The organism is Gordonia sp. JH63 (genome assembly GCF_009856645.1).
Taxonomy (GTDB): Bacteria; Actinomycetota; Actinomycetes; order Mycobacteriales; family Mycobacteriaceae; genus Gordonia; species Gordonia hongkongensis.
On sequence record NZ_CP047235.1, the window covers coordinates 2,894,675 to 2,906,287 of the forward strand.

An 11,613-nucleotide genomic window follows, 5' to 3' on the forward strand; every position below is an offset into this window, starting at 1 on the left:
TGCTACGAAATCCCTAGTCCAGACAGAACTCGTTGCCCTCGGGGTCGCGCATCACGATGTGCCCCTCGCCGAGCGGAGGTGCGGGGTCGTGTCGTTCGCCCCGGGTCGCACCGAGTCCGACGAGCCGGTCGGCTTCGGCCTCGAGGGCGCGCATCCGGTCGTCGCCACTCAGACCAGGGGCAGCACGGACGTCGAGGTGCACCCGGTTCTTCGCCGTCTTGCCCTCGGGTACGCGTTGGAAGAACAACCGTGGCCTGCGCTCCTCCGGGTCGATCACGGCCGAGGCGTCGTTCCGACGCTCCGGAGGCACCCCGAATGCGTCGAGCGCCGCCTCCCAGCTGTCGAATCCGGTAGGCGGGTCCTGGAGCCGGTAACCGAGCACCTCGGCCCAGAATGCGGACAGCGCAGCCGGGTCACCACAGTCGAAGGTCAGTTGAAAGTCGGTTGTCATGCGTCCACTGTGCGACACGACGAGGACAACCCGGGTCCTCGATCGTGAAAATCAGCGCAGACGTTCGCCGTACACCCGGTCCACGGACATGACCATCAGGACGCGGCGATCGGCGACCATGACCCTGCGGTATTCGTCCCAGTCCGGGTGCTCGCCTGCCGCCTTGCGGTAGTAGTCGACGAGCGCCTCGACCTCGGGCCCGTCCGGTTCGGTGCCCGGGCCGATCAACGTCACAGTGCCCTCGGCGGTCGCCCACGTGTAGCGATCGGGCCCGGTGATCTCCAACGCGGCGCGCGGATCGCGTCGGAGGTTGGCGGTCTTGGCCCGGCCCTCGGCCATCGAGACGTAGATGGTCCCGGCGTCGCGGTCGTAGAAAGGGGTCACCGGGGACAGCTGTGGTAGTCCCGAGGACTTGATCGTGGCGAGGACGCCGACTCCGCCTTCGGCGAGAAGATCACGAGGGTCATACGCGGGTTGGTTCATGCCTGCGGCAACCCGGCGTACGTACAGGCTATTCCGGACGGGCCGCACACCCCGGGGCGTGGCTCCGCGATCCATTGCGACATTCTTCAGATCTTGTGTCTTTACACGTACGATCGTCGACATGCATGTGCGCGAGATCCTGACCACCACGCCGACGACGACCGCCGAGGCCCTCGACCTGTTCGACTCCGCCCCCGCGGTCGAACCGGACTTCATGATCGGCACCTGGCGTGGCGCCGAGCTGCCCACCGACCACCCGTTGGACGGCTTCCTCGCGGCCAGCGGCTGGTGGGGCAAGCAATTCGTCGACGCCGAGACCGTCCACCCCCTGCTCTTCCCGACCCGCGACGGTTCGGCGCTGTGGGCCATGAATCCGGCGATCGCTTTCGGCGGACTGGGGATCGCCGAGAAGGCGCCCGGAGTCAAGTCGTTGTCGTTGGGGACGCCGATCGCCGCGACCCGCCTTCTCAGTCAGACCCGACGAGCACGTGCCCGGCTGCGCACCACCCGGTACCGCGGCACGGACACCGCGACCATGTCGTACGACCAGCTGCCGATCAACGACGTCTTCCACCGGATCTCCGATGAAGCTGTCCTGGGTGCCATGGACCTGAAGGGGTCGCCGAAGCCGTACTTCTTCGTGCTCCGCCGCGACGACTCACTCCGACTCGTCGGCCACTGATCCTCGTCGGCCACCGATCCTCGGTGCCGCGAGGACGGCGCCGACGAACCACGAGCCGGCGAGCCGGCGGAGGCGTTCAATGGGTAGATGGACACCTCACCCACCGCCCACCTCCGCCGGGGTGCCGTCGCGGTCGCCGCGGTCGCCCTCGCGGGCGCCGTGACACTGGCCGCACCCGGGACCGCCCAGGCTGCACCGCCGATGCCGTCCGGGTATTACCGCGGCGACGTCACCAGCGCCCCGATCGCCGACACGGTGTGGTTCGGCAAGAACTTCACGGGTTCGCGGGTCGTCAACAACACCGCGATCGGGTGGGCCTTCCCCGGTGCGGTGTACCCCGGGCGTTCCGTGCAGGACGGTGCACCGGTCATCGTCGTCGACTACTCGGGAACCGCCGTGGGATTCGTGCGTGACGAGCTCCGAGCCGACGGCCGGGGCGGCTATTGGGGCCGCGCGCTGAACGGCACCACCGAGCTGCTGCGTTTTCACTTGACACGCTGACCGTGGGCGACGGGCAACCATGGTGGAGACTTCGGGTTCGACCCCTTCGTCGGCTCACAGCTCGGCGAGCGCCGAGCGGATCTCATTGGTGGCCGCGACGGCTTCACGGAGCGCGATCCGCGCCTCGGCCCGGCCCTGTTCCGCAGTCGAGAGTCGTTGCCGCGCGAACCGCAGCGATTCTTCGCAACGAGCCAGCTCGGCCCGCAACTCCTGAGCCCGCCGGACGATCTCGTCGACCTCCGACGAAGCCCCGTCCACAGTTCGGGAGGCGGCGTCGAGGTCGGATCGGGCCGTTCGCTCCCCTGTCTCGGCCTCGGCCAGTCGGGCTTCGAGGTCTCGTCGACGACGCTCCGCTTCGTCAGACGCTGTGTGGTCCGAGTCGTCGGCGTCATCCCTGTCGGCACCCTCTTCGTCGGCACCGTCTGCGTCCGCGCCGCTTGCCTCGGACTCGTCCGCGACTGGTTCCTGCAACGGCTCCGGGACGACGAACACGCCGGCGGGCCCGAAGCCGCTGTATTCGGCGGATGCGGTGAGGTTTCCCCGCAACACCTGCTCGAGCACTTCCGGGTCGGCCACCGCGGCTCGCAATGTCTGCGTGACCTCGCGAATGGTACTGTCTCCCAGCGTCACTCGCAGATCTGCGGCCGTGGCGGCGACCGCGGTCACCGAATCGTTGATCAGATCCTGACGGCGTCGCGACAACGTCTTCATCTTGTCGACAGCCGAGCGGCGCTGGGCCGCAGTCAAATCCGACGCCAACCCAGCGATGAGGGCGCTGTCGTCCGGGTGCGCGCGAACCCACTGATTGATGGCCCACGCAGCTTGCGTGGGCCGCCGCAACTTCGCGATCCGCCCCGCCAGGTCACGGTCGCCGTTCGCTTTGAGCTCCCGAGCGAGTTCGTTCCGGCGTGTCACGAACGCCGCCGGCGCCAGACCGTACAGCTCGTCGACGATCTCGTCGTACGGGGTCATAGGGCTGCCCGAGCGGTGGTCGGCGTCGCTGTCCGCATGAGCAGATACTACGACGGCGCCCGTGACGGCCACCTCACTTCGCCTTCTTAACTTGAATCATTCCAGATAAGACTGCACGATGGTCACCATGCTCACCGACGAGGACTGCGCCCGGCACCTGCGCGCCGCCGGACTGCGGGTGACCCGCCCGCGCGTCGCGGTCATGCAAGCCGTCCGAGCACATCCTCATGCGGACACCGACGAGGTCCTCCGAACCGCTCGCGAACGGTTGCCGGAGGTCTCGCAGCAAACGGTGTACGACGTTCTGGGCGTACTGACTTCGGCCGGTCTGGTGCGACGCATCCAGCCGTCCGGCCACGTGTCTCGATATGAGTCACGCGTCGGGGACAACCATCACCACGTGATATGCCGTACATGCGGATCCATCGGGGACGTCGACTGCGCAGTCGGCGAGGCCCCGTGCCTGACCCCGTCCGACGACCGGGGTTTCGTCATCGACGAAGCCGAGGTCATCTATTGGGGTCATTGCCCCGACTGCATCCCCGAACCCAACCGACCCGCTCCGGGCGCTTGCCCCGACCGATAGACCCCCGACCACGACGCCTCCCTCCCCTGCGATCACCGACCCGGCGATCGCAGTTCTCACCGTGCCCGAAAGGAAACCCCGCATGGCGCAGCAAGACCACGAGCCCGTCCGCGACGCGAAGGAACATCCCCCCATTGCCGAGGCGAACACCGAGCCCGCCGCGGGCGGTTGCCCGGTCGCGCACGGTCGGCTCACGCCGCCCACCCAGGGCGGCGGCAACCGCGACTGGTGGCCGAACCAGCTGAATCTCAAGGTGCTTCAGCACAATCCGGACGTCGCGAATCCGATGGACGCCGACTTCGACTACGACTCGGCCCTCGCGGATCTCGACGTCGAGGCGTTACGCGCCGACCTGACCGCCCTGATGACCGATTCGTAGGACTGGTGGCCCGCCGACTTCGGCCATTACGGAGGCCTGTTCGTCCGCATGTCCTGGCATGCCGCGGGTACCTACCGGGTGCAGGACGGACGCGGTGGTGCCGGAGCCGGGATGCAGCGATTCGCCCCGCTCAACAGCTGGCCGGACAACGCCAACCTGGACAAGGCGCGCCGCCTACTGTGGCCGATCAAGAAGAAGTACGGCACGGCATTGTCCTGGGCCGACCTCCTGGTCTTCGCCGGGAACGTCGCCCTGGAGTCGATGGGGTTCACCACCGCCGGCTTCGCCTTCGGGCGCGTGGACGAGTGGGAGCCCGACGAGGTGTACTGGGGCCCCGAACTCGAGTGGCTGGCCGATCAGCGGTACTCGGGCGACCGCGAACTCGAGACACCGCTTGCGGCAGTGCAAATGGGGCTCATCTATGTGAATCCGGAAGGACCGAACGGCAATCCGGACATCCTCGCGTCCGCGGTCGACATCCGCGAGACGTTCGCGCGGATGGCGATGAACGACGTCGAGACCGCGGCTCTGATCGTCGGGGGCCACACCTTCGGCAAGACCCACGGCGCCGGTGACGCCGGCCTGGTGGGTCCCGAACCCGAGGCCGCCGCCGTCGAGGACGCCGGTCTCGGCTGGACCAGCTCGCACGGCTCCGGCAAAGGCGCGGACACGATCACCAGCGGCCTCGAGGTGATCTGGAATCCGACCCCGACCCGCTGGGACAACGCTTTCCTCGAGACTCTCTACGGCTACGAGTGGGAGCTCTACAAGAGTCCGGCCGGAGCCAACCAGTGGCGTCCGAAGGACGGCGCCGGGACCGGTACCGTCCCCACGGCATTCGGCGACGAGAAGACCCACCCGTCGATGCTGACCACCGACCTCGCGATGCGCTACGACCCCGGTTTCGAGAAGATCACCCGGCGGTGGCTCGATCACCCCGAGGAACTGGCGCACGAGTTCGCCAAGGCCTGGTTCAAGCTCCTGCACCGCGACATGGGACCCGCCGTCCGGTATCGGGGTCCGCTTGTTCCGACCGAGACGTACCTGTGGCAGGACAATGTCCCGGCGCACGAGGGCCCACTTGTCACCGATGCCGACGTGGCAGCCTTGAAGGCGACGCTCCTCGACTCGGGACTGACTGTGGCGCAACTCGTGAAGACCGGGTGGGCGGCGGCGTCGAGCTTCCGTGGCAGCGACAAGCGCGGCGGCGCCAACGGCGGCCGGATCCGCCTGCAGCCGCAGGCATCCTGGGAGGTCAACGAGCCCGACGAGTTGGCCACCGTGATCCGCACCCTCGAAGGCATCCGGGGTGCGTTCACCGGCGAGGCCGGCGCGAAGGTCTCCTTCGCCGACCTCGTGGTCCTCGGCGGCACGGCAGCAGTCGAGAAGGCGGCGCGGGATGCCGGAGTCGAGATCACGGTACCGTTCACCCCTGGACGTACCGACGCCACCCAGGACGAGACGGACGCCGATTCGATGGCACATCTCGAGCCCACCGCCGACGGGTTCCGCAACTACGTCGGCAAGACCAGTGGCCTTCCGGCCGAGTTCACCCTCGTCGACAAGGCATCGCTGCTGACCCTCAGCGCCCCCGAGATGACGGTGCTGGTGGGTGGCCTCCGGGTGCTGGGCAACAACTTCGGCGGCTCGGCGGCCGGCGTCCTGACCGACCGTCCCGGCGTCCTCACGAACGACTTCTTCGTGAATCTGCTGGACATGTCGACAGCCTGGTCGGCGTCGGAAGACGAGAACCTGTACGTCGGGCGCGATCGCGCCACCGGCGAGCAGACCTGGACCGGCACTCGCGCCGATCTGGCGTTCACGTCGAACTCACAGTTGCGCGCCCTGGCCGAGGTCTATGCAGCCGACGACGCAGCGGAGAAGTTCGTGAACGACTTCGTCGCGGCCTGGGACAAGGTGATGAACCTGGACCGGTTCGAACTCTGAGCAAATCGGTTCATCGTCGAACCGATCAGATGCGGCGGCGGCACCCTTCGTGGGGTGCCGCCGCCGTGGCGTTTCGCATCACCCGGCGCACAGGGACTTCCGGAACTATGCTGGCGCTTTCCCTCCGTGGCGGGTGACCGCCTCGAGACGAAGGTGAGGACGACGACGATGTCCGGCGAACACAGGTCCCTGGGCCATATCCGACTGACCTCACATAGCGGCGGGGTCGACGCTCCGCCCATCCACTGGGGGGCGGCCACCGCGGCGGAACGCGGTCCCGTCATCGGGACGACGGGCACACGTGCGCATCGCAATGTCATCGGCACCCACAGCGGCTCCTACAGCGTCTATCGCGCACTGGCCGTCGCCGCCGGCGCCCTTGCACGAGAGCACCGAGCCGATCTCACCAACACCTCGCCCACCGACCACATCGGACCGTATCCACAGTGGGGCAATCCGCGCGCGATCGTCTCGCTGGATCCTTGGGGTGCGACAGTCGCCGAGAGTTTCCCCGACGAGATCGCTCGCGGTTACGACATCCGGCCGACCATCGCGGTGACCAAGGCGCACGTCATCCTTCCCGAGATCGCCGAGGCGATTGAGAAGGGCCGTCTGGTCCCCGACGGTGAGGTTCTGCTGCCGAGTGGCGCGGCTCTGGTCACCAAGGCGGCCGTGGAACCGGTGTGGCATCTTCCCGGCGTCGCCGAGCGGTTCGGCTGCTCCGAGGCCGAGCTGCGCCGGGTGTTGTTCGAGGAGACCGGCGGCATGTATCCCGAACTCGTCACGCGGTCGGATCTCGAGGTGTTCCTCCCGCCGATCGGCGGGCAGACGGTCTACATCTTCGGCAACGCCCGCGACCTCGCCGACCCCTCGGTGGAACTCACCGCACGGGTGCACGACGAGTGCAACGGCTCCGACGTGTTCGGCTCCGACATCTGTACGTGCCGCCCATATCTGACGCATGCAATCGAGGAGTGCATCCGCGGCACCCAGCGCGGCGGCGTCGGCTTGGTCGCCTACTCCCGCAAAGAGGGACGCGCCCTCGGCGAGGTCACCAAGTTCCTGGTGTACAACGCCCGTAAACGCCAACTCGGCGGTGACACCGCGGACCAGTACTTCGCCCGCACCGAATGCGTTGCGGGCGTACAGGACATGCGGTTCCAGGAGCTCATGCCCGACGTCCTGCACTGGTTCGGCATCACCAAGATCCATCACCTGGTGTCGATGTCGAACATGAAGTACGACGCCATCACCGGCTCGGGTATCGAGGTCGGCGAACGGGTCAACATCCCCGACGAACTGATCCCCGCCGACGCCCGCGTCGAGATCGACGCGAAAATGGCTGCCGGTTACTTCACGCCCGGACCCGTGCCCGATGCCGAACAGCTGCGTCAGGTCAAGGGCCGGGGGTTGTGATGACCGGAGCACCAGAGGTGGAACTCTCCGCCTCACAGGCCGCCCGGCTGCTGCGCTCCACCGCCACCGTCCGGAGCCGGTCGCGACAACTCCTCGAACGGGCGCGGGCCGGCGAATCGTCGTGGTTCATCGTCCACGACGATGCGCGGGACGCGGCAGCTGACATCGTCGTGGAAACGACTCGGTTGCGATATCCCGACGGAGACATCCCTTTTCACAGCAGGTGGCGACATTTCGAGGCAGGCGGTATCGACCGCCTCGGCGCTCTCGACGCCGCCTTGCCCCCGGCCGGCTCGGCGGAGCGAACCCGCGCGCTCATAGACGTCGTGCTGGTCAGCGTCCTCCTCGATGCCGGCGCGGGACCCGAGTGGTCGTTTCGGGAACGGTCGAGCGACCTGGTTCTCACCCGTTCCGAGGGGCTCGGCGTCGCGAGCTGGGTGGCGTTCTGCGAGGGGGTGTTCTCGAGCGACCCGGCCGATCCCCTGCGGGTCGACGCCACCGGTCTGGGCCGCGTCACGGCGGACACTCTCGGCGCGGCCTTCCAGGTGGGTCCCGACAACCCGCTCACGGGCCTGCCCGGGCGGGTCGATCTCCTGCGCCGCCTGGGCGAGGTGTTGTCGAGCCGCCCCGAGATCTTCGGTCCGGACGCCCGGCCGGGCGGCCTGTTCGATCACCTCACCCGCGGTGGTCGTGCGGAGGTGCCCGCGGTCGACATCCTGAGCGGGGTACTCGAGTATCTGGGCCCGATCTGGCCGTCGGACAACACGATCGACACCCACCCACTGGGCGACTGCTGGCATCACGACGCCGTCGTCGGCCCGGGCCTCACCGCCGGCTGGGTGCCGTTCCACAAACTGTCGCAGTGGCTGACCTATTCGCTTCTCGAACCGTTTCGCTGGGCCGGTGTCCAGGTGACCGGACTCGACGAGCTGACCGGCCTCCCCGAATACCGCAACGGTGGCCTTCTCCTCGACTCGGGTGTGCTCGCGCTGCGTGAGGAGGCCTGGGCGGGGCGGGAGTGGGAGGTCGGCGACGAGCTCGTCGTCGAATGGCGGGCGCTCACCGTCGCCCTTCTCGACGAGATCGCCGACCTCGTGCGCGATCGCCTCGACGCCGATCCGGCCTCGATGCCCCTGGCCTGCGTGCTCGAGGGTGGCACGTGGGCGGCCGGCCGCGTGCTCGCGAGCCGACTTCGCGATGGGTTGCCGCCGTTGACGATACGCAGTACCGGCACCGTCTTCTGAGCCGACCACCGACCGAGAGGAACCCATGGGCAGCGTCGCCGTCATCGACCATCCGCTGGTCCAACACAAACTGACCCTGATGCGTCGCAAGGAGACGTCGACCAACGACTTCCGCCGCCTGCTCGACGAGATCTCGATCCTGATGGCGTACGACGTCCTGCGCGACATCCCGATGCACGAGATCACCATCGACACACCGCTCGAGACCACCACCGCCCGGGTCATCGACGGCAAGAAGCTGGTGTTCGCCGCTGTCCTGCGGGCCGGCGCCGGTATCGCCGACGGCATGCTGACCGTGGTTCCCGGCGCGCGCGTCGGACACATCGGCCTCTACCGCGACCCGAAGACCATGGTCGTCGTCGAGTACTACTTCAAGATGCCGTCGGAGCTGTCCGAGCGTGATGTCGTGATCGTAGATCCGCTTCTGGCGACCGGGCATTCGGCGGTCGCCGCGATCGACCGGATCAGGGAGTACGGTCCGAAGTCCATCAAGTTCGTCTGCCTGCTCGCCTGCCCGGAGGGCATCGAGGTCCTGCATCGCTCACACCCCGACGTGCCGATCTTCACCGCGGCGGTCGACCGCGAACTCGACGACAACGGCTTCATCCGCCCCGGACTCGGTGACGCCGGCGATCGCATCTTCGGAACCGCGTGATCTCGAGGAGCAGGAAGGAACCCTGCTCCCTGAGGTGCGAGCGAAGCGAGAGGGTCCTATAGCTTGTCAAGTGCTCCGAGGTCGGTGGTGAGGTCGCGGAACACTTCGCGGGCGATGTATCGCTTGAGGCAGCGGAGGATGTCTTTCTTCGTTTTGTGTTCGGCGGAGCGGCGTTCGACGTAGGCGCGGGTGGGGGCGTGGGATTTCATGCGTCCGACCGCGATCATGTGCAGAGCGCTGTTGGCTTGCCGGTCCCCGCCCCGGTTGAGTCGGTGGCGGCTGGTTTTGCCTGAGGATGCCGGTAACGGTGCGGCGCCGACGAGTTTGGCGAACCGTGCCTCGGTGCCCATCCGCTCGACGTTGTCACCGGCGGTGATCACCAGGCGTGCGGCGGTGATCGGCCCGATCTGCGGGCGCGACAACAAGGTCGGCACCACCTTCACCAACAGTCGCTGCAGTTCGCGGGCCAAGGACCGGACTTCTTGTTGGGCGAGTCGGTGTCGGTCGAGCAGCGACCGCGCCGCGCGCACGAACGCCGCGGCCGGCGCGGACAGATCAGCTTTCTCGGCCGGTACCGGCAAGTCTGTGATGAACGCTGCCCGCTTGGCGATGGTGCGTGCCTGGCGCGCGTCATCGGCGAACTCGGCCGGCGCGGTGGTACACAGGTCACGGATCTGGTTACCGATCCGGGTGGCCTCTGCGACGGCCGAAGCCCTTGCCACGGTGAGCATCCGAACAGATTCGACCGCGCCTCGGGTGTCTTTGGCCACCGCGGTGGCGCGGCCGGTGATGACTGCCATCGCCGCGGCGTAGGCATCGAGTTGATCGGTCTTACCGTGGGCGTAGCGGCGCGGCAGATCGGGGGTGTTGACCTCGATCACTCGCACCCCTTCAGCGGTGAGCATGCGGGTCAACCCGGCCCCATAGGAGGCGCTCGATTCCACCGCGGCATCCTCGACGCGGCCGAAGCCACACGCCCACTGCCACAACTGGGTGTAGCCGGCGGTGGTGGTCGGGAACTCGCGATCGGCCAGCGGGCGGCCGTCGGTGGCGACGATCGCGGCGTGATGGGTCTGTTGATGGGTGTCGACTCCGAGTACGACCACTTGCGTGGTCACTGCTGTCTCAGCCATTCTGGCGATGTCTCCTTCACTGCGGTGTGGGATGACCTCACCGGGGCGGGTGGACAGGACAGTGAAGAGTCACGGCCTACCAGCCAGACAGGGTCCTAATCAGGTCACACCCGCCCCGGCCCTCAAGGTCACTTGGTGCAGGTGATCGACCGAAGTTCTGGGCCGACACATCTCGCCCATGACAGCACCGTCAGCCACGAAGTAAGTCAGACCCAAACCCGGTCAACCACCCACACCCATTCTCACTGCCACGAAGGGTGTAGCAACACGTCTCACCAGGCCCTTCGAGGCTCGTCGCTTGCGCTCCTCACACCTCAGGGAGCAGGGGTTATGGGCTTCTTTCGGATTAGGGAGCATGGTTCGTGGTGCTGCTGCGCGCATACCAGCGGTGTTCGGTCTACGACACCTGCCAGGCCACCGCGGCACCGATCGCCCCGGTGGCGTTCAGTGCCCAGTGCAAGGCGATCGGTGCGAGGAGGCTCGTGGTGCGTTGCCGCAACCACCCGAGCACGAAACCCGCGGCCCCGGTTGCCACGACCGCGCCTGTGATGCCGGCGATCTGTGCAACCGTCCCGGCACCCAGCACGCCGCTCAGGCCTTCGTTGCCCGCGGTGAGACCGGTCGAGGACAGGATGTGCCACAGACCGAAGGCGATCGCACCGACGACCAGCGTCGTCAACGGGGTGAACAACCGGCCCAGAACCCCTTGCAGCACACCGCGGAACAAGACCTCCTCCGGGAGAACGGTCTGCAGCGGAATGATCACGAACGCCGCCAGGAGGGCCTCGGAGGTATCGTCGTAGCGGTCGGACAGGAAGAACTCACGCGTCGCCGGGATCGCGACCGCTGTCGAGACCACGGCCGCGACCACGAGGACCGCGGCCACGGCGACCGGGATGCCGGCGCGCAGTTCCGCACGGCTCAGGCCGAGGTCCCGCCAGGCGAGGCCGGCGAGGCGGGCGATGCCCACGGCCACGACGGCGGCAACCGGGACGATCGCCACCGACAGCGGGCCGTCCGCGAGATGCGCACCGATGTTCACCGCGACGAGGAACACGATCACCACGACCAGTAGCGCGACGTCGGTGCGCCGGGACGGGGTGATCACCCGGTCGAGTCTGCCGTACCGCGCCGTGGCGGTGTCGGTGAACGCGGCCGCGGTGT

Annotated in this window: 11 protein-coding genes and 1 pseudogene; 7 read left to right on the plus strand and 5 right to left on the minus strand. The window is 67.6% G+C overall.

The window, feature by feature from the left end; all coding sequences use genetic code 11:
* Positions 1-13 precede the first annotated feature (13 nt).
* Both GR168_RS13020 and GR168_RS13025 read right to left on the minus strand, forming a co-directional pair.
* Complete coding sequence (locus tag GR168_RS13020) at positions 14-451, minus strand: VOC family protein (protein ID WP_058253494.1); 438 nt, start codon at positions 449-451, stop codon at positions 14-16.
* A 51-nt stretch (positions 452-502) separates the two neighbouring features.
* Positions 503-934: a PPOX class F420-dependent oxidoreductase gene (locus GR168_RS13025; protein WP_068970454.1), complete on the minus strand. Its 432-nt coding sequence runs from the start codon at positions 932-934 to the stop codon at positions 503-505.
* Between the two features lie 121 nt (positions 935-1,055).
* On the opposite strand from GR168_RS13025, the gene GR168_RS13030 reads away from it, so the two are divergent.
* Positions 1,056-1,616 (plus strand): GXWXG domain-containing protein, encoded by a 561-nt coding sequence (locus GR168_RS13030; protein ID WP_159370906.1) that lies wholly within the window; start codon positions 1,056-1,058, stop codon positions 1,614-1,616.
* 87 nt (positions 1,617-1,703) lie between these two features.
* Positions 1,704-2,117 carry a hypothetical protein gene (locus tag GR168_RS13035; RefSeq protein WP_058253497.1) on the plus strand — a complete coding sequence of 138 codons (414 nt, stop codon included), beginning with the start codon at positions 1,704-1,706 and terminating at the stop codon, positions 2,115-2,117.
* A gap of 54 nt (positions 2,118-2,171) precedes the next feature.
* On the opposite strand, the gene GR168_RS13040 is transcribed toward GR168_RS13035, so the two are convergent.
* Positions 2,172-3,089 (minus strand): hypothetical protein, encoded by a 918-nt coding sequence (locus tag GR168_RS13040; protein ID WP_159371924.1) that lies wholly within the window; start codon positions 3,087-3,089, stop codon positions 2,172-2,174.
* 127 nt (positions 3,090-3,216) lie between these two features.
* Between GR168_RS13040 and GR168_RS13045 the strand changes: the two genes are divergently transcribed.
* The 5 genes and pseudogenes from GR168_RS13045 (at position 3,217) to upp (ending at position 9,316) form a co-directional block, all read left to right on the plus strand.
* Positions 3,217-3,675, plus strand: coding sequence for a Fur family transcriptional regulator (locus tag GR168_RS13045; RefSeq protein ID WP_203235852.1), 459 nt, complete (start codon positions 3,217-3,219; stop codon positions 3,673-3,675).
* Between the two features lie 82 nt (positions 3,676-3,757).
* Positions 3,758-6,001: pseudogene (katG, locus tag GR168_RS13050) on the plus strand (catalase/peroxidase HPI).
* Between the two features lie 168 nt (positions 6,002-6,169).
* The gene (locus GR168_RS13055; RefSeq protein ID WP_159370908.1) at positions 6,170-7,417 is read left to right on the plus strand and encodes a GTP cyclohydrolase II; all 1,248 of its coding nucleotides are present in this window, start codon (positions 6,170-6,172) and stop codon (positions 7,415-7,417) included.
* Positions 7,417-8,661 (plus strand): URC4/urg3 family protein, encoded by a 1,245-nt coding sequence (locus GR168_RS13060; RefSeq protein ID WP_159370909.1) that lies wholly within the window; start codon positions 7,417-7,419, stop codon positions 8,659-8,661. Before GR168_RS13055 ends, GR168_RS13060 begins: the two co-directional genes overlap by 1 nt.
* 25 nt (positions 8,662-8,686) lie before the next feature.
* A complete protein-coding gene (gene upp, locus GR168_RS13065; protein WP_068971400.1) occupies positions 8,687-9,316 on the plus strand; it encodes a uracil phosphoribosyltransferase in 630 nt (209 codons plus the stop codon).
* A 56-nt stretch (positions 9,317-9,372) separates the two neighbouring features.
* On the opposite strand, the gene GR168_RS13070 is transcribed toward upp, so the two are convergent.
* Positions 9,373-10,449 carry an IS110 family transposase gene (locus GR168_RS13070; RefSeq protein WP_159370910.1) on the minus strand — a complete coding sequence of 359 codons (1,077 nt, stop codon included), beginning with the start codon at positions 10,447-10,449 and terminating at the stop codon, positions 9,373-9,375.
* 397 nt (positions 10,450-10,846) lie between these two features.
* Positions 10,847-11,557 (minus strand): CPBP family intramembrane glutamic endopeptidase, encoded by a 711-nt coding sequence (locus GR168_RS13075; protein WP_159370911.1) that lies wholly within the window; start codon positions 11,555-11,557, stop codon positions 10,847-10,849.
* Positions 11,558-11,613 lie beyond the last annotated feature (56 nt).

Bases quoted from the DNA above. Each gene is read 5' to 3' on its own strand.
- GR168_RS13030 (WP_159370906.1), top strand. From the start codon at position 1,056: ATGCATGTGCGCGAGATCCTGACCACCACGCCGACGACGACCGCCGAG.
- upp (WP_068971400.1), top strand. From the start codon at position 8,687: ATGGGCAGCGTCGCCGTCATCGACCATCCGCTGGTCCAACACAAACTG.
- GR168_RS13070 (WP_159370910.1), bottom strand. From the start codon at position 10,449: ATGGCTGAGACAGCAGTGACCACGCAAGTGGTCGTACTCGGAGTCGAC.
- GR168_RS13045 (WP_203235852.1), top strand. From the start codon at position 3,217: ATGCTCACCGACGAGGACTGCGCCCGGCACCTGCGCGCCGCCGGACTG.
- GR168_RS13060 (WP_159370909.1), top strand. From the start codon at position 7,417: ATGACCGGAGCACCAGAGGTGGAACTCTCCGCCTCACAGGCCGCCCGG.
- GR168_RS13055 (WP_159370908.1), top strand. From the start codon at position 6,170: ATGTCCGGCGAACACAGGTCCCTGGGCCATATCCGACTGACCTCACAT.
- GR168_RS13025 (WP_068970454.1), bottom strand. From the start codon at position 934: ATGAACCAACCCGCGTATGACCCTCGTGATCTTCTCGCCGAAGGCGGA.
- GR168_RS13020 (WP_058253494.1), bottom strand. From the start codon at position 451: ATGACAACCGACTTTCAACTGACCTTCGACTGTGGTGACCCGGCTGCG.
- GR168_RS13040 (WP_159371924.1), bottom strand. From the start codon at position 3,089: ATGACCCCGTACGACGAGATCGTCGACGAGCTGTACGGTCTGGCGCCG.
- GR168_RS13035 (WP_058253497.1), top strand. From the start codon at position 1,704: ATGGACACCTCACCCACCGCCCACCTCCGCCGGGGTGCCGTCGCGGTC.